General features: G+C 66.5%; 21 protein-coding genes and 2 pseudogenes. 15 read left to right on the top strand and 8 right to left on the bottom strand.

The genetic code is table 11. From position 1 onward, the window contains the following. Positions 1-105 precede the first annotated feature (105 nt). The gene (locus tag ABID97_RS11705) at positions 106-387 is read left to right on the top strand and encodes a hypothetical protein (RefSeq protein ID WP_354398643.1); all 282 of its coding nucleotides are present in this window, start codon (positions 106-108) and stop codon (positions 385-387) included. A 521-nt stretch (positions 388-908) separates the two neighbouring features. Here the strand turns inward: ABID97_RS11705 and ABID97_RS11710 are convergent. Then, the gene (locus ABID97_RS11710; RefSeq protein ID WP_354398644.1) at positions 909-1,823 is read right to left on the bottom strand and encodes a LysR family transcriptional regulator; all 915 of its coding nucleotides are present in this window, start codon (positions 1,821-1,823) and stop codon (positions 909-911) included. A 146-nt stretch (positions 1,824-1,969) separates the two neighbouring features. Here ABID97_RS11710 and ABID97_RS11715 point away from each other — a divergent pair, with 146 nt between their 5' ends. The 9 genes and pseudogenes from ABID97_RS11715 to ABID97_RS11755 all read left to right on the top strand — a co-directional run bounded on the left by ABID97_RS11715 (position 1,970) and on the right by ABID97_RS11755 (position 9,685). Then, complete coding sequence (locus tag ABID97_RS11715) at positions 1,970-2,785, top strand: hydroxypyruvate isomerase family protein (RefSeq protein ID WP_354398645.1); 816 nt, start codon at positions 1,970-1,972, stop codon at positions 2,783-2,785. A gap of 13 nt (positions 2,786-2,798) precedes the next feature. After that, entirely contained in the window at positions 2,799-4,151 is a 1,353-nt protein-coding gene (locus ABID97_RS11720) for a Rieske 2Fe-2S domain-containing protein (protein WP_354398646.1), read from the top strand. A 41-nt stretch (positions 4,152-4,192) separates the two neighbouring features. Further along, on the top strand, positions 4,193-5,176 hold the full coding sequence (locus ABID97_RS11725) for a Bug family tripartite tricarboxylate transporter substrate binding protein (protein ID WP_354398647.1): 984 nt from the start codon (positions 4,193-4,195) through the stop codon (positions 5,174-5,176). A gap of 65 nt (positions 5,177-5,241) precedes the next feature. Further along, entirely contained in the window at positions 5,242-6,090 is an 849-nt protein-coding gene (locus ABID97_RS11730) for a fumarylacetoacetate hydrolase family protein (RefSeq protein WP_354398648.1), read from the top strand. Continuing rightward, positions 6,087-7,058, top strand: a complete 972-nt coding sequence (locus ABID97_RS11735; RefSeq protein WP_354398649.1) for a PDR/VanB family oxidoreductase — start codon at positions 6,087-6,089, stop codon at positions 7,056-7,058. The genes ABID97_RS11730 and ABID97_RS11735 overlap by 4 nt, the downstream gene beginning before the upstream one ends. A gap of 371 nt (positions 7,059-7,429) precedes the next feature. Then, a pseudogene (locus ABID97_RS11740) lies at positions 7,430-7,567 on the top strand (JAB domain-containing protein); the annotation flags it as partial. Between the two features lie 434 nt (positions 7,568-8,001). Continuing rightward, a pseudogene (locus ABID97_RS11745) lies at positions 8,002-8,280 on the top strand (ParB N-terminal domain-containing protein); the annotation flags it as partial. Between the two features lie 78 nt (positions 8,281-8,358). Next, positions 8,359-8,973, top strand: a complete 615-nt coding sequence (locus ABID97_RS11750) for a trimeric intracellular cation channel family protein (protein WP_503012815.1) — start codon at positions 8,359-8,361, stop codon at positions 8,971-8,973. A 55-nt stretch (positions 8,974-9,028) separates the two neighbouring features. Then, complete coding sequence (locus tag ABID97_RS11755; RefSeq protein ID WP_354398651.1) at positions 9,029-9,685, top strand: dihydrofolate reductase family protein; 657 nt, start codon at positions 9,029-9,031, stop codon at positions 9,683-9,685. A 5-nt stretch (positions 9,686-9,690) separates the two neighbouring features. Here ABID97_RS11755 and ABID97_RS11760 read toward each other — a convergent pair whose 3' ends face one another. From ABID97_RS11760 to ABID97_RS11785, 6 genes are all read right to left on the bottom strand, one after another. Further along, entirely contained in the window at positions 9,691-9,966 is a 276-nt protein-coding gene (locus tag ABID97_RS11760; RefSeq protein ID WP_354398652.1) for a hypothetical protein, read from the bottom strand. Between the two features lie 230 nt (positions 9,967-10,196). Next, the gene (locus ABID97_RS11765; protein ID WP_354398653.1) at positions 10,197-11,531 is read right to left on the bottom strand and encodes a four-carbon acid sugar kinase family protein; all 1,335 of its coding nucleotides are present in this window, start codon (positions 11,529-11,531) and stop codon (positions 10,197-10,199) included. Continuing rightward, positions 11,528-12,799 (bottom strand): ribulose-bisphosphate carboxylase large subunit family protein, encoded by a 1,272-nt coding sequence (locus ABID97_RS11770; protein WP_354401739.1) that lies wholly within the window; start codon positions 12,797-12,799, stop codon positions 11,528-11,530. The genes ABID97_RS11765 and ABID97_RS11770 overlap by 4 nt, the downstream gene beginning before the upstream one ends. Positions 12,800-12,807: 8 nt before the next feature. Then, complete coding sequence (locus ABID97_RS11775) at positions 12,808-13,347, bottom strand: VOC family protein (protein WP_354398654.1); 540 nt, start codon at positions 13,345-13,347, stop codon at positions 12,808-12,810. Positions 13,348-13,381: 34 nt separating this feature from the next. Continuing rightward, positions 13,382-15,277 carry a TRAP transporter large permease gene (locus ABID97_RS11780; protein WP_354398655.1) on the bottom strand — a complete coding sequence of 632 codons (1,896 nt, stop codon included), beginning with the start codon at positions 15,275-15,277 and terminating at the stop codon, positions 13,382-13,384. 6 nt (positions 15,278-15,283) lie between these two features. Further along, the gene (locus ABID97_RS11785; protein ID WP_354398656.1) at positions 15,284-16,303 is read right to left on the bottom strand and encodes a TRAP transporter substrate-binding protein; all 1,020 of its coding nucleotides are present in this window, start codon (positions 16,301-16,303) and stop codon (positions 15,284-15,286) included. Between the two features lie 114 nt (positions 16,304-16,417). Between ABID97_RS11785 and ABID97_RS11790 the strand changes: the two genes are divergently transcribed. The 4 genes from ABID97_RS11790 (at position 16,418) to ABID97_RS11805 (ending at position 19,780) form a co-directional block, all read left to right on the top strand. Continuing rightward, on the top strand, positions 16,418-17,467 hold the full coding sequence (locus ABID97_RS11790; protein ID WP_354398657.1) for a LacI family DNA-binding transcriptional regulator: 1,050 nt from the start codon (positions 16,418-16,420) through the stop codon (positions 17,465-17,467). A gap of 103 nt (positions 17,468-17,570) precedes the next feature. Next, a complete protein-coding gene (locus tag ABID97_RS11795; protein WP_354398658.1) occupies positions 17,571-18,287 on the top strand; it encodes a Crp/Fnr family transcriptional regulator in 717 nt (238 codons plus the stop codon). Positions 18,288-18,381: 94 nt separating this feature from the next. Continuing rightward, a complete protein-coding gene (locus tag ABID97_RS11800) occupies positions 18,382-19,098 on the top strand; it encodes a Crp/Fnr family transcriptional regulator (RefSeq protein ID WP_354398659.1) in 717 nt (238 codons plus the stop codon). A gap of 178 nt (positions 19,099-19,276) precedes the next feature. Further along, a complete protein-coding gene (locus tag ABID97_RS11805) occupies positions 19,277-19,780 on the top strand; it encodes a helix-turn-helix transcriptional regulator (RefSeq protein ID WP_354398660.1) in 504 nt (167 codons plus the stop codon). 24 nt (positions 19,781-19,804) lie between these two features. Here ABID97_RS11805 and ABID97_RS11810 read toward each other — a convergent pair whose 3' ends face one another. Further along, positions 19,805-20,047 (bottom strand): hypothetical protein, encoded by a 243-nt coding sequence (locus ABID97_RS11810; protein WP_354398661.1) that lies wholly within the window; start codon positions 20,045-20,047, stop codon positions 19,805-19,807. Between the two features lie 255 nt (positions 20,048-20,302). Between ABID97_RS11810 and ABID97_RS11815 the strand changes: the two genes are divergently transcribed. Then, a complete protein-coding gene (locus ABID97_RS11815) occupies positions 20,303-20,794 on the top strand; it encodes a hypothetical protein (protein ID WP_354398662.1) in 492 nt (163 codons plus the stop codon). Positions 20,795-20,813: the final 19 nt, after the last annotated feature.

Below are 20,813 nucleotides of genomic sequence, written 5' to 3' on the forward strand. Positions count from 1 at the left end.
CGCTGAGTGTCGCGTACCTATTGAACGAGCTTAGGTGTCGTCAAACCGGGGTTCAAGGCAAACCTGGTCGCCGCCTACTCTCGGTCCGTCGCGTCGATCGCCTCAGTGGCATTGGCCAATGGAATCAATGCGAACCTGTTGCGCCGATGGATCGAGCAAGGCGGTCAACGGTTGCCCAGCGCCGACTCTGGCGAGACGACTATGGACATGCAGCGGGATCACGCCAAGGCGGCGCTCGTGCCCGTGCATCTCGGTGCGACCCCTTCGCCGGCAGCACCTGACATCCGGATCGAACTCAAGCGCGGCGCGACCACAGTGGTCGTGAACTGGCCGTCAAGCGGCCGCAGCGGCGAGCGCCGCCTGGCTTCGCGAGATCTTGCGTTGTGATCCGCGCCGAGTCCATCTGGGATGGCGGTGCAACCGCGGGACATGCGTGCCGGCACCGAGGCTGCTCTGACCCGAGTTGTGTTGGTGTTCGGCCCTGCACGCCCGCACTATGTCTACCTCTTCGCCAACCCGCGGATGGTTGGCAAGGCTGTTGAACAGCGGCAAGTTCACTTGGCGAAAAAATATCAATGGAACGCTGACACTGAGCTGGCCGCAGTTCGATGCGCTGGTACTCGGACTGCCTTGCCAGATCGTCGGTGAGGCCGCCGTGATTTGGTCATCGGGCAGGAGATCATCGCGCCATGTCGCCGCTGAAGGCCGCGACCTTGTGAGGTACGAGCATTGAGATGCTCCGTTCCCGTTCCCAGTTTTCGCCCGACCCCGGAAACCTCATTCATGGTGATCGAGGCAACTGTGTCGAGTTTCGCTTTGTCGCGTTGTATTTGTCGTTTTGATGTTGTACTTTTTTTCCGGCGCGTCGGGAGGAGAACTCGAGAGCTTTCCCTGAGCATCTGACCCCTTCACAGGCCGTCGTCGGACTCCAATAACTCTCCGATCAAAAAGTCTCTGAAGCTTTCTGCTGCGGGTGACAGAGCTCGCGCGCGCGGACAGAAGAGCGACAGGTGCCGATCGACGGTCGGCGACAGAAGAGGCCGCGAGACAAGGCCAAAGGACTCGAGCAACGGCAAGGCTTGGCTCGGCTGGGCTGTGATACCGAAGCCGCCCCTCACCATGCCAAGCGCGGTCGTGATGAACGAGACCTCGTGCGCCGGGTGCAGCGCGAGCGAGGCCGAGTGCTTGAAGAGGTCGGCCTGCAGGCGGTTCGTGAAATCGGGCGTGAGACTCACGAAAGGATGCTGCAGTGCCTGGGCCCAACTCACGCGGCTTCGCGCGGCGAGCGGGTGGTCGGGGCGGCACACCAGGCGCATGCGGTCACGCATGAGGCTCTGCTGTGTCAGCTCGGGCGGCGTCTGGCGTTGCGGTGCGATGCCCAGGTCGGCCTCGCCGCTCACCACCCGCGCGGTGGCCTGCTGGTTGAGCGAGTCAAGCACGTAGACCGCGATGGCAGGGTACCGGCGGCGGTAGCGAAGGATCATCTCGGGCAACGTGGTCGCGGCATACAGAGGCGTGCATGCGATGCGTACCGTGCCGCGCTTCTTTTGCTCCAGGTCCTGCGTGCTCTCCAGCGCGCGCGAGAGGTCGTCGAGCACCTGCCGTGCGAGCGGATAGAACTCGCTGCCCGCCAGCGAGAGCGCCGTGGAGCGCGTGGTCCGATCGAACAGGCGCACGCCCATGTTCCGTTCGAGATCGCGGATCAGCAGGCTCAGCGCCGAAGGCGTGAGGTGCAGTCGGCCGGCCGCTGCGGCGAAGCTTCCGGCATCGGCGATGGCGACGAAGGCGCGCAGCTGGCGGAAGGTGACGTTTCCGATATTCATAAGACAAGCTCACTTCGACATTAAAAAGTCTAGCTTGTCTTAGCAATGCCGGCTACCTACGATGCCCTTCATCCCGCAAATAAACGCACATAGACACGATGCTCCGATTCGATCCGAACCTACGGTGGCTCTTCACCGAATACCCCATGCTCGAACGATACGAAGCCGCCGCCAAGGCGGGCTTCCAGGGCGTGGAGGTCGCCTTCCCCTACGAGTACCCGGCGCGCGAGATCGCGGCCCGGCTCGACGCCAACGGCCTGCAGCTGGTGCAGATCCTCTCACCTTTCGACTGGGACGCCGGCGAGCGTGGGTATGCGGCGCTGCCGGGCGCCGAGCAGAAATTCAGGCAGAGCATTCACACCGCCATCGAGTACGCCTCTCAGGTCGGTGGGCCGATGATCCACGTGATGCCCGGCAACATTGCCCCTGGCATGGACCGGGCTCGCTGCATGGACCTCTTCAAGGACAACATCGGCTGGGCTGCCGACCAGGCGCGTATGGCCGGGCTGACGCTGATCCTCGAGCCCTGCTGCCGCGCGCGCTTTCCCGACTTTCTGTACCACCGCATCGAAGAAGGCGTGGAGGTGGTCCAGGCGCTGGGCCGTGACAACGTGAAGCTGTGCTTCGACACTTTCCACATCCAGATGGAGCAGGGCGCCATCGCCGAACGGTTGAAGGCGGTGTGGCCGTACATCGGTCATATCCAGGTCGGCAGCGTGCCGGGCCGCAACGAGCCGGGCACAGGCGAGATCCGCTTTCTCTACCTGTTCGAACTCATCGAACAAATGGACTGGAAGGGCTGGATCGGCTGCGAGTACGCGCCGTCGGGCCACACGCTGGACACGTTGGCGTGGGCCGCGGGCCATGGCATCCGCGATCCGCGTGCGCGCCGTGATGCGGCCGCGGAGAACACCGATGCAACGAAAACCGCTGCAACGAAAACCGCTGCAACAACGAATTAAAGGAGACCCGAAGATGCTCAGCGCAGCCGACAACGACATGCTCACCCGCACCGGGGCCGAGACAGCTATGGGGCAGTTCTTCCGCCGCTTCTGGCAGCCGGTGGCCCTTTCGCGCGAACTGCCCGAAGCCGATGGCGCGCCGATGCGCGTGAACATCATGGGCGAACGGCTGGTCGCGTTCCGCAACAGCGATGGCGTGGTCGGCTTGGTCGACTCGCGCTGTCCGCACCGCGGCGCCGACCTGTACTTCGGCCGCAACGAGAACTGCGCGATCCGCTGCGTGTTCCATGGCTGGCAGTTCGACCTGCAGGGTCGCCCAGTGGAACTGCCGAACGTCCCGCCCGGCGCGAGCTACCACGACACGCTGCGCCTGAAGGCCTACCCGACACGCGAGCACGGCGGGATCGTCTGGGCCTACATGGGCCCCGACCCTTGGGAGCGGGAACTGCCTCAAGTGCCGCAGCTCGAGTTCGCAGATCTGCCTGAATCGCACCGGTATGTGACCAAGAAACTGCAGGAATGCAATTGGGCTCAGTCGATCGAAGGTGCGCTCGACACCTCGCACTTCTCGTTCCTGCACATGCCGGCGCCGAGCGTGCCGTCGAATGCAAACGCCGACGCACCCGCCGACGAAAAGCGGCTGCGCTGGATTCGCGAAGACCCGCTGCCGCAGTTCTCGATCCTCGAGCACGAGGTCGGATTTGTGGTGGGCGGCGCGCGGCGCGCAGAGGGCGGCGCGCGCTACTGGCGCAGCGCGCAGTTCGCGCTGCCCTCGCACAGCACCACGCCCTCGACGTTGCCCGGCGAAACCCACTTCGGCTACACCTGGGTGCCGATCGACGACGAGAACTGCTGGATTTACACCTACGCCTGGAACCCCGACCGGCCGCTGGGCGAGGAAGAGGTCGCGAAGTTCAAGGAAGGCCACGGCGTCATCGCTGAAGTCGACGCCAACTACATCCCGATCCGAAATCGCTCGAACGAGTACCTGATCGACCGCACACACCAGAAGCACATCAGCTTCACCGGCGTGCGCGGCGTTGCCGAGCAGGACGCGATGATCCAGGACAGCCAGGGGCGTATCAGCGACCGCACGCGGGAGCATCTCTCGCCCTCCGATGCCGCCGTAGTGCGTTTCCGGCGCACGGTGCTCTCGGGCGCCAAGGCGCTCGCGCGCGGCATCGAGCCCGAGGCGCCGCTGAAGCACGAAGCCTACCGGCTGCGTTCGGGTAGCTGGTTCGCCTCGGAGGGCGTGTCGTTCGAGCAGGTGATGCTCGAACGCTTCGGCGACACCGTCGGCCGCGTGCCGGCCAGGGCGCCGCATACCGTCGCCGAAGGCTCGGAGGTGGAAGCCATCGTCAAGTAGCTGCACGTTTCGCGTTTAGATACCCATCCAGGAGACAAACAATGACCCCCACGAGATTCCGATGGCCCGCAGTGCTGGCCCTAGCCGCATGCGCCTTCCTCGGCGCCGCCACCGCCCGCGCCGACACCTATCCGAGCAAGCCCATCAAGCTCATCATTCCCTATGCGGTGGGGGGCTCGACCGACCAGACGGGGCGGCTGATGGCCAAGTCGCTGTCCGAGCGGTTAGGGCAGCCGGTGGTGGTCGAGAACCGCCCCGGCGCGGGCGGCACCCTGGGGCAGGACTTCGTGGCCAAGGCGCCCGCCGATGGCTACACGCTGCTGTTCAGCGCCGCGGGCCCGCTCGCGGTAACCCCGCACGTCTATCCCAAGCTCGGCTACGACCCAATCAAGTCCTTCTATCCGATCACGCTGGTGGCGACGCAGCCGCTGCTGCTAGTAGTCAAGCCCGAGCTCAAGGTCAACAGCGTCAGCGAATTGATCGCCGAGGCCAAAGGCAAACCCGGCAAGCTCTCTTACGGCTCGTTCGGCAACGGCAGCGCCGCCCACCTCGCGGGCGAGTACTTCAAGATGCTTGCCGGCGTGGACATGGTGCACGTGCCGTACAAGGGCAGCGGACCGGCGCTGGTCGATCTCGTCGCCGGCCAGATCGACCTAATGTTCGACGTCTTCAGCACCTCGGCACCGCTGGTCAAGGGCGGCAAGCTTCGCGCCATCGCGATCACCTCGACGCAGAGGTCACCGCAGTTCCCGCAGGTGCCGACCATGCAGCAGGCTGGCGTCGCCGACTTCGAGGCCGGCACCTGGTTCGGCCTGCTTGCGCCCGCGAACACGCCGCGCCCCATCATCGACAGACTGTCGCACGAGACCAATGCCGCGCTCCAGGAGAAGGAGCTGCAGGAAATCCTGGCCTCCCAGGGCGCCAGCGTGCGCGGCGGCACGCCCGATCAGTTCAAGACCTATTTCCTCGCGGAGTTCAACAAGTGGGGAAAGATCGTCAAGTCGGCCGGCATCACCGCCGAGTAGCCGCTCCGCGCAGTTCTCTTCTTTTTCCTCCGCACGCCCCTCGAGGAGAGGGGTCTTTTCCGACCATGAAACTTCTGAGCTATTCCCATCAGGGACAGGCGCGCTGGGGCGCGCTCGTCGGCGAACGTATCGCCGATCTCCAGGCCGCTTCACAGGGGCGGTTTCCGACCCTTCCCAGCGCGCTGTCGCAACTCGGGCTGCCCGGGATCGAGGCACTGGCCGAGGGCGCCCTGCTGGATGTCGCGCTGCGCGACGTCAGCCTGCTGCCTGTCGTGCCCGATGCGCCGCGCATCTTCTGTGTGGGCCTGAACTATGAGGCGCACCGCGTCGAGGCTAAGCGCGAGAGGACCGGCCAGCCGACCATCTTCCTGCGCGTGGCGTCCTCGCAGGCCGGTCACGGCCAGCCTCTGGTGCTGCCGTCCGAGTCGGCTTGCTTTGACTACGAGGGCGAGATCGCCATCGTGATCGGCACGGGCGGCCGACGCATCCGGGAGGAAGACGCATGGACACACGTCGCGGGCTATGCCCCGTACAACGACGGATCGGTGCGCGACTGGCAGGCTCACACCACCCAATGGACGCCCGGAAAGAACTTTCCTGCGACCGGCGGTTTCGGCCCGTGGATGGTGACGCGCGGCGAGATAGCCGACGGTCAGGTGCTGGCCCTGACCACGCGGTTGAACGGCGAGACGGTGCAGCACGCGACCACCGAGCAGCTGATCTTCTCGATGCCGAGCCTCGTGGCCTACATCTCGACCTTTACCGCATTGGAGCCCGGCGACGTCATCGTCACCGGTACGCCCGGCGGCGTGGGTTTCAAGCGGCAGCCGCCGCTGTACATGCGCGTGGGCGACGTGGTGGAGGTCGAGGTGGAAGGTGTGGGCACGCTGTCTAACCGCGTGTGTGCGGAATGACGCAGGCTGCGCTGATCGAGACGCGGATTGTCGCCCGAGCGGAGGTCGCGAGGGACATCTGTGTCTTCGAGATCGGGGCGGCGGGCGCCGCACCGCTGCCGGCCGTCGAGGCCGGCGCGCATATCGACGTTCATGTGAGCGGCTTCGTGCGGCAGTACTCGTTGCTCGACGGGCCCAGCCGTGCGCCGCGGAGCTATCGCATCGCGGTGCTGCGCGCCGCCTCGTCGCGCGGCGGGTCCGAGGCGATGCATGTGCAACTGCGGGAAGGCAGCGCGTTGCGGATCTCGGCGCCGAGGAACAATTTCCCGCTACGGCCGGACAGTTCCTGCTCGGTTCTCATTGCAGGGGGAATCGGCATCACACCGCTCATGAGCATGGCCGCTGCGTTGCATGCGAGCGGCGCGCGTTTCGCGCTGCACTACTGCGCGCGATCGAGAGACCGCATGGCCTTCGCCGACGAACTGCAGCGCGCGCCGTTCGCGCACGCGGTACACCTGTATTCGGACGACGAGGCACAGAGCGCCTTCGACGGCGGAGCCGTGCTCGCCTCGCAACCGTCCGGTGCGCACCTCTATGTGTGCGGACCTCAGGGCTTTATGGATCACGTGCTGGGCATCGCGCGGGCAGCCGGCTGGGATGAAAGGAGACTGCATCACGAGTACTTCCAGGCGGCGGCGGTGGCGCCGACGTCCGGTGGCGATCGCGCGTTCGAGCTGATCGCCGTGCGAAGCGGCAAACGCATCACCGTCGCCGCCGCGGAGAGCGCGCTGCAGGCCTTGACCCGCTGCGGCATCGAGGTCGCGTTTTCGTGCCAGCAGGGAGTGTGCGGATCGTGCCTGACGCCAGTGCTCGAAGGCATTGTGGACCATCGTGACTCGTTCCTTACCTCGCAGGAAAAGGTCCGAAACGAAGCGTTCCTGCCGTGCTGTTCACGTGCGCACGGCGACGTGCTGATGGTGGACCTGTGAAGCGAATCTTTCAGAGATCCTAGGGAAACGCTGAAGAAGAACGGCTTGGTCGATGAGAACGGACGGCCGGTGGTCGATCTAGCCCGTGACCTGTAATCGGTGCCGCAAGGGCGCGGCGACCCACGTCTGGTGCGCGGTCAGTCCGCAACTCGACAGCAATGGCAGGATGTTTTGCGCCGACTCCAATTCCCTGCCACGCGGAAGATCTTGAAGATCTGGTCGGAATCATTGACGTGCTTGGTCAGGCACCGACCTCGCTGCGCTCAGCCTGATCGCGACACGGGGTCGCCACGATCAACTTGCGTTTTTCCACTAGGTTTGAGTGTTTTCTTTGTCACGTTGTTGAATTCCGCCGATCTCTGACCCAACAGGCAGAGCCGTCACCAGCCGACGAAGCGCTCACGCGGATCCTCAAGACCGCGCTCATGCTGGTGGACGTGCGGGTGCTGGATCACCTGATCGTCGGCGGCTGCGTCATCTATTCGATGGCAGAGCACGGGCTGATGTAGCAGAAGGGAGAAGGGGGCTTCGGCCCCTTTTTATTCCTACTCGCATGCGCGCTGCGCGCGTGCATCTGGCCGGCGGCCGGTGCCGGCCGATTCCCTCGATCTCATCTCTCCAGTGGCGGTACCCGCCACCTGCGCGCCGCTGCCTGCGGCTTGCCTGGCCTCTGCGGGCGCTCCTCCCGTCAAGGGCCGCTGCGGCGCCCGTGTCCTCGGCTTCGCCTGCGGGCCGCGCCAGCGCCTTCGCTGTTCTCCCTTGACGGCGCACCCGCGCCGGCCCCAGTCGGCCTGTATGGCCGCGAAAGGGCTTCGCGGCCCCTGCGGAGCCCAACACCCAAGGAGAGCGCCTTTGCACAGACCCACGCCCTGAATCCAGTTCCGGTTTTCGTTTCTTTCCAGTTTTGTTTTCCAACGTCCCGACATGGGACAGGAGTTCGATCATGAATACTGTTGATCCGCCAGAAGTTTCCACCTTTGAAGCGACCATGCCTGCGCAGAACATGGTGCTGGTGCCGTTGTCACGGCTGCGCGCGCGGCCGTCCAAGCGCAACGTGCGCCGCAAGGCGCGCACGTCGATCGCTGCGCTGGCGGCAAGCATCCGGCGTCTGGGCCTCCTGCAGAACCTCACCGTAATTCCTTTCGGCGACGATGGGGACTTCGAGGTCGTCGCCGGTGGGCGGCGCCTCGCGGCCCTGAAGCTGCTCGCGAAGAAGCGGCAACATGAGTTCCTCTGTGTCTATCATTTTCATCGTTAGTGCCATGCGGCACGGCCCCCTCTTGCCGGAGGCGTCCGCATGATGATGACCTTCATCTATGTCGTTGCCATCGTGGCTGAAGCCATGTCCGGTGCGCTGGCGGCGGGGCGCCGCAGCATGGACATCTTCGGTGTCGCGGTGATCGCCTTCGTCACCGCGCTCGGTGGTGGGACCGTGCGCGACGTGATCCTGGGCAACTTTCCTATCGGGTGGACGAAACACCCCGAATACGTCGGCTTGGTGATTGCTGCGGGGCTGTTCACAACGCTGATCGCTGCCCACATGCACAAGCTCAAACGCCTTTTCCTGGCGCTCGACGCGATGGGCTTGGTTGCGTTCTCGCTGATCGGCTGTGACATCGCGCTACGCCTGGACTATGCGCTGCCGGTGGTGGTCATGGCTGGAATGATCACGGGCATCTGCGGGGGTGTGGTGCGTGACGTGCTGTGCAACCAGATACCTGTCGTGTTCCAGCGCGAGCTTTATGCCAGTGTGTCGCTGGTGGTCTGCTGCCTTTTTCTGCTCCTGCGCTCGTTCGACCTCAATCCCGCATTGAACACCACGTTCAGCTTCGCCGTGGGCCTTGCGCTGCGCATGCAAGCCATTCGGTTCGGTTGGAAGTTGCCGACCTTCTCGTATCAAGGGCGCTGGGAATAGGTCTGCCACTGTGACTATGGATAGACTGGCGCTCTTCCTGCAGGAGACCGACACCATGACCCGCTTGCTCGTGCGCAGCTTCGGCGTTTCGCTCGATGGTTTCGCCGCCGGCCCTGACCAGAGCCTGCAACATCCGCTGGGCGTCCGGGGTCCCGAACTGATGGACTGGTTCTTTCCGACGCGCGTCTGGCAGCAGATGCAGCAAACCGGCGCGGCCAACGGCGAGACCGGCGTCGACAACGACATGGCCGAACAAGGCTTTGCGGAGATGGGTGCCTGGATCCTGGGACGCAACATGTTCGGACCGGTGCGCGGTCCCTGGCCCGACGAGAACTGGAAGGGCTGGTGGGGCGACGAGCCGCCGTACCACGTTCCGGTTTTCGTGCTGACCCACCATGCCCGTGCGCCGCTGGCGATGCGGGGCGGCACCACCTTCCATTTCGTCACTGGCGGCATCCATGAGGCCCTGGCGCTGGCAAAGGCCGCCGCGGGCGCGCGCGACGTGCGCGTGGGCGGCGGCGTCGCAACCATGCGCGAGTACCTGAAGGCCGGGCTGATCGACGAGCTGCACCTGGCCGTGCGGCCGGTGCTGCTGGGAAAGGGCGAGTCGTTGTTCGCAGGGCTGGACCTTCCGGCGCTGGGCTACCGCTGCGACCGGCAAGTAGCCGGCGAGCGGGCCACGCATATGTTCCTGCGCCGCAACGCGGCTTGACCGGATCAGAGCAGCCGCAATCCCCCGGCGAAGCGAATGAAGGCCTGTGGGGGCGCGGGGGTCTTGCCCGTGCTTGCGATCTCGGCCAGGCCATCTTCCGTGATGCGCGTGACTGTGGCTACGCGCATCACGGCGTGCCGCACCCGGGACTTGATGGTGGCGAAGTCGGCATCGACCAGGCCGGTGGCCACAAGCACCGAGACTTGCCGGACTTCGTCCGGATCGGTGACGCGAACAGGCAGCTGCACCCGTTGCAGCCTCAACAAAAGAAAGAGCGGCATTTCGATTCTCCGAGGGGCGGCGCCACACTGCCAAGGTGCCGGCCCAATGTCCTGACGGCAAAGTCTTCCCATCGCTATTGCGAATCGCGGTGGCTCCGCGGGCAAAAACAATCTGTATGTGAAAAGTTCACATTAATACCGGGGAGTCGGCCGTCTCGCGTCCAAATGGCGGGCCGCGATGTAGGCCGCCGCCTCAAAACAGGGTACCCAGGGGTGGATCGCCAAGTGGGTCAGGCGGCGCAGCCCCGCACCAGCCGCTCGAAGACGTCCTCGGAACCCATCTGGCCGCCCTTCAGCATGATCTCCACGCCATCGAGTGACGCGAGGTCGCTGTGGACGCGGCACAGCGATGCACCGGCACCCATGTCCGCCGCATAGGAGAGTCCCCATGCGTCGAGCGCCTGCACGGCGTGGCTCGAGGTGTCGCCACCGGCAATGCCGATGCGCTGCAGCGGCGCCATGGCCAGCACCCTGGCCAGCAGCTCGCCGCCGGCCAGGGAGAGCGCGCGGGCATCGACCGGGTTCAGGGCAAGCGGATGTCCGCCGGGTCGCGTGCAAGCCAGCACATGGCGGCCCTGCGCCAAGGCCTGCGCGATCTCTTGGGCGTGGCGCTCCAACGTGGCTGCATTCCGGCCTGCGAGTCCGGCGGCGTCGAGCCACACGACATCGAAGGACGCTGCCGCCGCCACCTGCCGCGCCGTGACGGGCGAGAGGCTGCCGGCCAGCACCAGCACCGCACCGCGTGCGGGCGCGACTTGCCGTGGCGCAGGCGTAGCAACGTTGCGCGTGCCCAGCGCGCCAGCCAGCGCATCGACCACGCTGCTCGGACCGACGGCAAGCAGCGTGGCACGCTGCGCCCGCGCCCACAGCACTTCGCCGATGGCGGCAAGCTGCGCGGCATCGGCCACGTCGAACAGCACGGCGCCGGGTGGGGCGCCACCGGATGCGGGTGCGCGCAACGTGCGCCGCAATGCCTCGCCGAGCGCATCCGGCCCCTGCGAGGCCACCGTGAAAGGGATGGAACGCACATCGGCCAGGCCCTGCTCGGCCAGGTGCAGCCGCAGGTCCGCCTCAGGCATCGGCGTGACGGGGTGCCGGCTCATGGTCGGATGCCGATCGATGCGGAACACTTCGCCGCCGGCACCGGCTGCGGCAAACAGGTTGCCGAAGAGGCAATGCCGCCCGAGGTTGGGCTGGCCGCCCACGATCGCGGTCGACGGCTGCTCGACCGCGCCTCGCAGCGCGCGCACCGCCGCGCCGATCGAGCCGATGTGCGGCGCGCTGTCGAAGGTCGAGCAGGTCTTGTAGTGCAGCACGCGCGCGCCCAGCGATCGGAACAGGGCGGCGACAGGTGCCAGTTCGGCCTGCATGGCTTCCGGCGACATGGCGCGCGCGGCGCCCGCGATGCCCAGCACGTCGAGCGGCCCGGCCTGTGCGAGCCGCGCGGCGCCGGGCGTCTTCAGGAACAGCAGGGTGCGCAAGCCGGCGCGTGCCGCGGTGCCGAGCGTGTCGGTAGCGCCGGTGAAATCATCGCCGTAGTAGACGATGGCCGGAGCCGTGCTCATGGCTTGCCGAAGAAGGAGAGGGCGCGTGCCAGCTCGGGCGCGCTGCGCGCCGCTTCGTCCAGCGCGGTGCCCGCGCGCGCAGCCGACCAGGCCTGGCGGATGCTGGCGACGCCGGCCGCCGCACCGTCCGGATGCGCGAGGATGCCGCCGCCGGCCATGAAGAGCAGGTCGTCGCTGCCGATGGCGGCCCAGGTTGCGGGCACGGTGCCGGCCCACTGGCCCGACGAGAACGCGGGCATCACGCGGTCGTCCGCGGCATCGGTGAGCGGCGTGAAGCAGTCGCGTGCCGATTCGATGACCTCGGCATCGGGCTGCGAGAACTTGCCCTGCAGGCCGTGCACGTGCATGTGGTCCACGCCCGCAAGCCGCCACAGCGTCTGGTAGGCCTGGAACGAAATGCCCAGCAGCGGATGCCTGGACAGCGCGCCATAGCCGTTGCGATGCCCGTGCAGTGCCAGCCCGGTGTGGCGCCGCAGGGTCTGGATGCCGGCGTGCCCGCACCAGTTGAGGCTGGCCATCACGCACGATCCGCCTTCGCGCTCGACGAGGTCGGCATGCCGCTTCATAGCATCGGTTTCGTCGGTGATGTTGAACGCCACCATCACATGCTTGCCGGTGCGCTGCTGGTGCGCGCGCACAACGTCCATCACGGCCGGCACGCGCTCGGCGAGCGGCGCATGCGCGGGGTCGGCGCAGACCTCGTCGTCCTTGATGAAGTCGACGCCCGCGGCGCAGAGCCTTGCAACCAGCCCGGCGGTCTCGGCCGCGGAGAGTCCCACGTTCGGCTTGATGATCGTGCCGACCAGCGCACCGCTTGCGACACCGGTCGTGCGCCGCGTGCCCGCGACACCGGCGCGCGGCATCTCGAAGCGTGCACGGTAGGCAGCAGGAAGGCGCAGCGATTCGAGCCGGAGGCCCGTCACCTCGCCCAGGTCGTACAGGTTGCCCGACACCGTGGCCGCGAGCGTCGGCAGGTTGGCGCCGATGTTCGCCACCGGAAACGAGATGTCGACATGCGCGCGCCGCCACGGCCCGCGCGTGCCCTTGCGTTCGAGCAGCGCGTTCGGCAGGGCGGGCGCCTCGGCAGGCGCAAGCTCGGTGATGGCCTCGACCGTGGCCCGCGCGCGTTCGCGCAGCGCATCGGTCTCGCCTTCGACACGCGTGAAGGTGCCGCACGATTGCTCGCCCGCCATCACCTCGGCCACCGCGGCCGGCTCCAGCGGGGTTTCGATCAGGTAGCGCGCATGGATGCGTTCGGCAGGCGCCATCGACGTGCTCACAGCTTGCTCAGGTCGGGGAAGGGCCGCACCGGTTCGCTGCCGTTCCAGCCTTCGGAGGCACTGCGGATCAGGTCGAACATCTTGCCTTTGGGGCCTGCGACTTCGGAGAGCTCGATCACCGTGCCGGGGTGGTATTCGGTGTCGAAGTAGATGAAGCGGCCGCGCTCACCCACCTCTCCGCTCATCACGGGCTTGAAGCCTTGGGCGGTGAGGCGCGCCAGGTCGGCGTCGTAGTCGGCCGTCCAGTAGGCCACGTGCTGCAGCCCGGTGCGCCCAGCCTGCAGGAAGTCGCGGTACATCGACGGCACGTCGTTGCGCGTCTGGATGAGCTCCACCTGCACGTAGCCCGAATTGGCGAGCGCCACCGAGTTGTGCGGCTCGTGCGCCTCGCCCTTGTAGCGGTAGTTCCTGATGGGCACCTTCGGGTTGTAGAACCACGGGCCCACGCCCAGTGTGGTGCTCCAGTAGTCCATGGCGGCCTCGATGTCGTGCACGACATAGCCCAGCTGGCGGATCTCGCCGAGGAATCGACTCATTGCGGTTGGCTCCGTTGATGTGAGTGTGTTGTTGTCAGAACTTCAGGAAGCCGGTCGAGAACCACGGGAAGGCGGCCACGATCACCAGGCCCACCAGCATCGCGGCGATGTAGCCCCAGATGTGCCGGATGCCTTCGTCGGGGTTGACCTTGCTCACGGCGCAGGCGCCGTAGTAGCCCACGCCGAAGGGTGGCGCGAAAAGGCCGATGCCCATCGCGAAGATGACGACCATCGCGTAGTGCACCTCGTGCACGCCCGCGGCCTTGGCAATGGGGAACAGCAGGGGCCCGAACAGCACGATGGCCGGAATGCCCTCGAGCACGCTGCCCAGCACGATGAAGGCGACGATCGACACCGCCAGGAAGCCGTAGGCACCGCCCGGCAGCGCGCCCATCACGCGCGCCAGGTCTTGCGAGAAGCCTGATTGCGTGAGCCCCCAGGCCATGGCCGTGGCGCAGCCGACAATGAAGATGATCGCGCCCGAGAGCGATGCCGTGTCGACCAGCATCGGCTTGAGCCGCTTCCAGTCGAACTGCCGGTAGACAAAGAGCCCGACCAGCGCCGAGTACACGATGCCGATGGTCGACACCTCGGTGGCGGTGGCCACGCCTTCGACCACGGCGGCGCGGATCACGAACGGCAGCAGCACCGCCGGGAGCGCAACCAGCAGCAGCTTGCCGATCTCGCGCTTGCTGTGGCGCTGCACACCGCTGAGGTCTTCGCGCCGGTAGCGCCACCACACCACCACGCACAGCGCGGCGCCCAGCACCACCGCCGGCAGCAGCCCGCCGGTGAACAGCGCGGCAATCGAAATGCCCGTGACCGAGCCGATGGTGATGAGCACGATCGACGGCGGAATGGTCTCGGTCTGCGCGCCCGTTGCCGAGAGCAGCGCCACCAGGTCGCCGGGCTTGGCGCCGCGCTTGACCATCTCCGGGAACAGCACGGGCGCGATGGCCGCCATGTCGGCGATCTTGGAGCCCGAGATGCCCGACACCAGGTACATTGCGCCGATCAGCACATACGAGAGGCCGCCGCGCACATGGCCCAAGAGGCTCGCAAGAAACTGGATCATGGCGCGCGCCATGCCCGTCATCTCGATCAGTGCACCCAGGAAGATGAAGAGCGGCACTGCAAGCAGGATGAGGTGCGACATGCCTTCGTCGAGCCGGCCCACCATCACCAGCAGCGGCGTTCGCGTGGTCAGCGCCAGGTAGCCGAAGGTGGCCAGCGCGAAAGAGAAAGCGATGGGCACGCCCGAGAGCACGGTGGCGGCCACCACCACCACGAAGAAGATCACCAGGTTGAACTTGCCGAGCGCGCCGAACAGCGGCGCAGCGAGCCAGAAGGCGCCGACCAACGCGGCCATGCCCAGCACCGCCACCGCGATCTGCCGCCCGGTGCACACGCGCAGCAAACGCAGCAGCGCCATCGCCACCATGATGCCGATGCCGGCCGGAATGGCCGCGGCGCGCCAGGCGTTGCTGATCTCCAATGCGGGCGTGACGATGAACGACTCTTCGTGTGCATAGTCGATCGACGGCCAGATGATCAGCACCAGGAAAGCGATCGAGGCCGCGATGGCGAAGGCATCGAGCATCGCGCGCGTCGAAGGCGCCACCTTCTGCAGCAGCGCGGTCATGCGCATGTGCTCGCCTCGCCGCAATGCCACCACGGCGCCCAGCATCGACAGCCAGAGAAAGAGAATGGACGCGAGCTCGTCCGACCACACCAGCGGCGCATGGAACACATAGCGCGACACCACGCCCGCGAACAGCACGCCGATTTCGGCCAGCACCAGCAGTGCGGCTACCGCCTCCACCACGCCGCCCAGCACGCGGTCGGCGCGGCCCGCCATGCCGCTCAGTGCGTTGGCCGACGGCCCCGCGCCCACGAACGGGGCGGCCTCGAAAGTCGATTCATGCACCATGGACGGTCAGGCCAGCTTGCCGACCGCGCCTTCGAGCAGCGCCCACGCTTCGGGGCCGAATCGGCCCTTCCACTCGCCGTAGAAACCCGATTCGCGCAGCTTGGCGCGAAAGCTCTCGGCCACCGGGCGGTTGATGGTGAGGCCCTTGGCCTGCAGGTCGCCGACGACCGACTCGTTGAGCTTCCTGATGTCGTCGCGCTGCTGCATGCCGGCGTCGTTGATGGCGCGCGCGACGATGGTCTTCAGGTCGTCGGGCAGTGCCTCCCAGGCACGTCCGTTGGCAATGAACCAGTAGCCGTCCCAGATGTGGTTGGTGAGCGAGCAGAACTTCTGCACCTCGAACAGCTTGGCGACCTGGATGATCGGCAGCGGGTTCTCCTGCGCATCGACGATCCTGGTCTGCAGGGCGGAGTAGACCTCGCTGAACTGCAGGCTCGCGGGTGCGGCGCCCAGGCCCTTGAACATCGAGATCGACAGCGGGCTCACCGGCACGCGGATCTTCAGGCCGTCCATGTCCTTCGCGTTCGTGACCGGCGCCTTGCTGCTGGTGGTCTGGCGAAAGCCGTTGTCCCACATCTTCTCGAAGGCGTAGAGCCGCGACTTGGCAATGGCACCGCGCACATGCGCGCCGAGCTTGCCGTCCATGGCCGACCAGACCTGGGCGTAGTCGTTGAAGGCAAAGCCCACCGCATTGATGGCTGCCACCGGCACCAGCGTGGCAATGACCAGCGCCGAGGGCGTGAAGAACTCGATGCCGCCCGAGCGCACCTGGGCCAGCATGTCGGTGTCGCCGCCCAGCTGGTTGTTGGGAAAGATCTTGATCTCGACGCGGCCCTTGGTTTCCTTGGCGATGCGGTCGGCCGCCTCCTGCGCGCGGATGTTCAGCGGATGCGTCAGCGGCAGGTTGTTGCCGTACTTGTAGGAGAACTCGGCCGCGCGCGCGATGCGCGGCAAGGCCGCCGCGATGCCGGCTGCGGGGAGGGCGGAAAGCGTGCGCAATGCACTGCGGCGGGTCAGCGATGTCATGTCTTGTCTCCGTGATGCGGTTGATGCAATCTGATGCATCCTTGTAATCGGGGCCCAGTGAAGATAAAAGCCTGCATGATCCAGGTCAAACTCTGGCTTGATGGTTTTTGATGTATGCGGGAGAACCCTCCAACCGATGCGCGCCGCGCCCGCGTGGTCGACATCGCGCGTGCCGCCCAGGTGTCGACCGCCACCGTCGATCGCGTGCTCAACCGGCGCCCCGGCGTGCGCGACGCCACCGTGCAGCGCGTGCTCAAGGCCGCGGGCGACCTCGACTACCTGCCCGGGCCCGAGCTCTACGCCGCGCTCACGCCGCCGCCCCTCAGGCTGGTGTTCCTGCTGCCCGCGGGCACCAACCGGTTCCTGCGCATGCTGGGCGACATGGTGGGCTATTCGCAGGAGCACTGGGCGCCGTTCAACGTGCAGTGCCGCACCGTCTTCATCGAGAGCTTCAACCCGCACGAGCTGGCCGATGCGCTGCGTCGCCATGGCCAGCGCTGCGACGGCATCGCGATGATGGCACTGGAGCACCCCGCGGTGCGCGAGGCGGTGGCGGCGCTCGCTGCGCGCGGGGTGCCGGTGGTCACGCTGATTTCAGACCTGTCGAATTCGGAGCGCGCCGCCTTCGTGGGGCTCGACAACCGCGCGGCCGGGCGCACCGCGGGCTATCTCATCGGCCGCTTCATCGGCGCGCGCGCCGCCAAGGTCGCGCTCATCGCGGGCAGCCTGAGCTACAAGGCGCACGAGGAGCGCGAGGCCGGTTTCCTCCACGTCATCGACGAGATGTTTCCAAAACTCCAAGTGGTGGGCCTGCGCGAAGGGCAGGACGATGCCGGCAAGAACTACCGCCAGACCCGCGCGCTGCTGGAGCAGTACCCCGACATGGGCGGCATCTACAACATCGGCGGTGCGTCAGACGGCGTTGCGCGCGCACTGAAGGAGGCCGGGCGCGAGCAGAAGGTGGTCTTCATCGGACACGGCCTCACCCCCGACACGCGCACGCTCCTGATCGACGGCAGTATGGACGCGGTGATCACGCAGAGCCCGCACACCACGCTCGTGAACTGCGTGCGCATCTTCGCCAACCTGCGCGACAAGCGCGAGGCGCTCGGCGGCGTAGAGACCACGCGCAGCCAGGTGATCTTCCGCGAGAACCTGCCCTAGCGGTCCGTGCCGCCCGGCACGGTTTACCGATGGACACCTCCAGGGCGTGTGAGCGTCAATAATGGGCTGGATTCCGTGTCCCCGGACGCAATATGGACACCTCATGTACCTGCATCCGCTGATGGCCAATGTGCCCCCGACCGAACGCGCGGCATTGATCGAATGCAGCGAGCTGCGTTCCTACCGCCGCAGCGACAACGTGCTGGCGGCGCAGGAGTGGACCGGAAGCATCTACTTCGTGACGAACGGGCTCCTGCGCGTGGTGGAGCATGGCAGCGGCCCGGATGGCGACGCGACGACCGACTTCATCCATCGGAACGATTTCTTCCTCGGCGCCACCCTGCAGGAGGACCGCCACAGGGCCACGCAGACGCTGGTCGCCGCGCTGCCGTCCTCGGTGTACCTGATCCCCATCCCCGCGATGCGCAGGCTCTGCGAAGCCCATCCCGACGTGGCCATGGCCTTGTTCGAGATGGCGGCGAGGCGGATCAGGATGCTGCGCGGCCAGTTGCAGAAGGTCTCTTCGCTCTCGTCCGAAGACCTTGTGGCGCGGGTGCTTCACCAACTGACCCAGCTCGCACCCGCAAGCACCGGCGGGTTCGACAAGCGCATCACCCAGGCCGTGATCGCCTCCTATTCGGGGCTCTCGCGCGAACTGGTCAACAAGATCATGCGCGACCTCGAAAGCCGAGGCCTGGTCTGGCGCGACGGGCAGGGCATCCATGTGGGGGCGGAATTCGCATCGACGCACATCGGCGGCTTGCAGGAGAGCGTTCCCGATGCCGGGGAGCGCCAGCGTGCGTTGAAGAAAGAAGGCTGATTTGTAACAAGGTCAGGCGTGTTCCCGGGTTGTCCCAGGGGTCATCCCTAATTCATGGGTAGGCGCCCATGGGGCTTTCCCGCATCATCGGGACATGTATCTGAATACTTTGGTTTCGGGCCTGCCGCCTGCAGAACGCGCGGCGCTGGTCCAGGCCAGCGAGCTTCGTTCCTACCGGCGCAATGAAACCGTTCTTGCCGTGGACGAATGGACCGACCGCTTCTACTGCGTCGCCAGCGGCCTCTTGCGCGTGGTGGCGCATGGCCGCGCCGGCAGCGGCGACGTGACCACCGAGTTCATCCGCCGGGACGATTTCTTTCTCGGCTCCTCCCTTTCCGAAGACCGCCACCAGTCCACCCAGACGCTGATCGCGGCGCTGCCTTCGTCGGTGTACCTCATTCCAATTTCCGCCATGCGAAAACTTTGCGAGCGGCACCCGCACGTGGCCATGGCGCTGCTCGATATCGCGATGAAGCGAATGAACCTGATGCGCGGCCAGCTCCGGAGGATTTCCGCCCTGTCCTCCGAAGACCTCGTGGGCCGCGTGCTCCATCAGCTGACGCAGCTGGCACCCGCCACGACCGGCGCGTATGACAAGCGCATCACCCAGTCGGTGATCGCGTCCTATTCGGGCCTCTCGCGCGAGGTGGTCAACAAGACCATGCGCGACATGGAGAACCGCGGCCTTGTGCGCCGCGACGACGACGGCGTGCACGTGCCCGCGGACTTCGCGGCGACCGACTTCGACCTGCCGCCCGACGACCTGGAGCCGCGCGAACCCCGGGGCTGCGCGCCGCGGCCGTGTTCCTGAAGTTGTATCAACTTTGTCCAATTTGTGACGCGCGCCACATCTGCGGCCCGAAAGCGGATGCCAGGAGCCGGCGTTCTCCGTAGCATCGATTCAGTCTCATCCATGTTCCAGGAACTTGCAGGTTGACGGCCTCCAGGTTCCAGTCTTGCGGATCGCCAACGCTGGCGAGCAATTGAAAATGTCCATCACGCACACCGAATCGACGATCAAGCGGCATCCCTCCTGGCAGCAGGCGGGGGGGCCGGCGATCGGCAGGCTCCCGCGTGCCGCGGCCAACGACGATTGGCGCGTGAACTCCGCAGCCGCCGCGGGCGCCGTGCGCGACATGTTCGCAAAGGCCAACGCCATGGACCTCGCCTCGCTGATGCGATCGATCGAGCTCGGCAACTCCCCGGCGGCATCGGCAATTGCGCGGCGCATCCTCGACGCCTTGCCTGCGACGGCCGAACCCAGGCCCGCCGCGGCCTCGAAGGGCCTCTTGTCGCCGCGCGAACTGAAGGTGCTGCGGCTCATTTCCGAGGGGCAAAGCAACCGGCAGATCGCCGAGGACACGCACCGTTCCATCAACACGATCGAGGCCCAGCTCAAGAGCATCTACCGCAAGCTGGACGTCAAGTCGCGCACGCAAGCGGTCCGCGAGGCCACGCAAATGGGCCTCCTGAGCTGGGAAGAGGCTTCCTGAGGCGCGGCGCCTTGCGCCGCACCGCTACTTGGCCGGGGTACTTGCTGGTGCGGTATTTTCCGGCGATGCCTGCGGCGCTGTGCCCGCAGGCGCACTCTGTGTCGGCGTCTCGGGCTTGACCGGGCCTTCCTCCCTCGTCTGCGTCAGGAAGTTGTAGGCCAGCGCCAGCAAGAAGACGAAGATCGCCGCGCCAATGCCCCACCGGAAGACGCGCCGGTTGTCGCGCTCGTCGTTCCTCGCTTGTTGAGCCTTCATTCTCTCGATCATCTCGGTCTTCCTTCCGTGCGGTTTTTTCCGAACGCTGCGCCGGGGCGATAGCACAGGGTGTCGGACGGCGGCTTGGAAGCCTGTCGCGAAAACACAGAACAGCGAGGCGCCAGATCGCCGGCCACGGCGGCCCCGTGCGTCAGCCATTGGAGACGGCCGCGCGGCGATGCAGGCCTACGTTGCCGTGCTCCGCGTCGCACTCGCCGGGCAGCCCCGAGCGTCCAAGCTCCGCGCATGAAGCAAGGAGATCGCCCGATGAACACGTCCGTCCGGAGCCCGGCGAGTTCGGTCCTCAGAACCGGCCTCATCGCCGGCGCCTTCGCCAGCGTGGCATCGAGCATGGCGCTGGCGGTGTGCGGCCGCCGCGAGGCGGGAAGCTCCTCGGCGCCCCACAACGCCATCAGCCACTGGATATGGGACCGCGAGGCGTTGTTCAGGAAGTCGCCGACGCTGCGCCACACGGTGCTCGGCTACGCCATCCACCACGGCTCCGCAACTTTCTGGGCGGTGCTCTATGCCTGGCTGCATGCCAACCGGCGGCCCGCGCAATCGCTGCCCGCGGCGTTGTCGGGCGCGGGTATGGCGGCAGGTGTCGCATGTGCCGTCGACTTCCTGGCCACGCCCAGGCGCCTGACGCCGGGCTTCGAGCACCACCTGTCCAAAGCCTCGCTGGCCGCGGTGTACGCGAGTTTCGCGGTCGGTCTTGCGCTGGGCTGTGCGGTGGCGAACCGTCCGGCCGGCCGTTGAAGCCCGGGGCTGGCGCGGC

This window comes from Variovorax sp. OAS795, from assembly GCF_040546685.1.
Taxonomy (GTDB): domain Bacteria; phylum Pseudomonadota; class Gammaproteobacteria; order Burkholderiales; family Burkholderiaceae_C; genus Variovorax.

Bases quoted from the DNA above. Each gene is read 5' to 3' on its own strand.
- ABID97_RS11710 (WP_354398644.1), bottom strand. From the start codon at position 1,823: ATGAATATCGGAAACGTCACCTTCCGCCAGCTGCGCGCCTTCGTCGCC.
- ABID97_RS11715 (WP_354398645.1), top strand. From the start codon at position 1,970: ATGCTCGAACGATACGAAGCCGCCGCCAAGGCGGGCTTCCAGGGCGTG.
- ABID97_RS11720 (WP_354398646.1), top strand. From the start codon at position 2,799: ATGCTCAGCGCAGCCGACAACGACATGCTCACCCGCACCGGGGCCGAG.
- ABID97_RS11725 (WP_354398647.1), top strand. From the start codon at position 4,193: ATGACCCCCACGAGATTCCGATGGCCCGCAGTGCTGGCCCTAGCCGCA.
- ABID97_RS11730 (WP_354398648.1), top strand. From the start codon at position 5,242: ATGAAACTTCTGAGCTATTCCCATCAGGGACAGGCGCGCTGGGGCGCG.
- ABID97_RS11735 (WP_354398649.1), top strand. From the start codon at position 6,087: ATGACGCAGGCTGCGCTGATCGAGACGCGGATTGTCGCCCGAGCGGAG.
- ABID97_RS11750 (WP_503012815.1), top strand. From the start codon at position 8,359: ATGATGACCTTCATCTATGTCGTTGCCATCGTGGCTGAAGCCATGTCC.
- ABID97_RS11755 (WP_354398651.1), top strand. From the start codon at position 9,029: ATGACCCGCTTGCTCGTGCGCAGCTTCGGCGTTTCGCTCGATGGTTTC.
- ABID97_RS11760 (WP_354398652.1), bottom strand. From the start codon at position 9,966: ATGCCGCTCTTTCTTTTGTTGAGGCTGCAACGGGTGCAGCTGCCTGTT.
- ABID97_RS11765 (WP_354398653.1), bottom strand. From the start codon at position 11,531: ATGAGCACGGCTCCGGCCATCGTCTACTACGGCGATGATTTCACCGGC.
- ABID97_RS11770 (WP_354401739.1), bottom strand. From the start codon at position 12,799: ATGGCGCCTGCCGAACGCATCCATGCGCGCTACCTGATCGAAACCCCG.
- ABID97_RS11775 (WP_354398654.1), bottom strand. From the start codon at position 13,347: ATGAGTCGATTCCTCGGCGAGATCCGCCAGCTGGGCTATGTCGTGCAC.
- ABID97_RS11780 (WP_354398655.1), bottom strand. From the start codon at position 15,277: ATGGTGCATGAATCGACTTTCGAGGCCGCCCCGTTCGTGGGCGCGGGG.
- ABID97_RS11785 (WP_354398656.1), bottom strand. From the start codon at position 16,303: ATGACATCGCTGACCCGCCGCAGTGCATTGCGCACGCTTTCCGCCCTC.
- ABID97_RS11790 (WP_354398657.1), top strand. From the start codon at position 16,418: ATGCGGGAGAACCCTCCAACCGATGCGCGCCGCGCCCGCGTGGTCGAC.
- ABID97_RS11795 (WP_354398658.1), top strand. From the start codon at position 17,571: ATGTACCTGCATCCGCTGATGGCCAATGTGCCCCCGACCGAACGCGCG.
- ABID97_RS11800 (WP_354398659.1), top strand. From the start codon at position 18,382: ATGTATCTGAATACTTTGGTTTCGGGCCTGCCGCCTGCAGAACGCGCG.
- ABID97_RS11805 (WP_354398660.1), top strand. From the start codon at position 19,277: ATGTCCATCACGCACACCGAATCGACGATCAAGCGGCATCCCTCCTGG.
- ABID97_RS11810 (WP_354398661.1), bottom strand. From the start codon at position 20,047: ATGATCGAGAGAATGAAGGCTCAACAAGCGAGGAACGACGAGCGCGAC.
- ABID97_RS11815 (WP_354398662.1), top strand. From the start codon at position 20,303: ATGAACACGTCCGTCCGGAGCCCGGCGAGTTCGGTCCTCAGAACCGGC.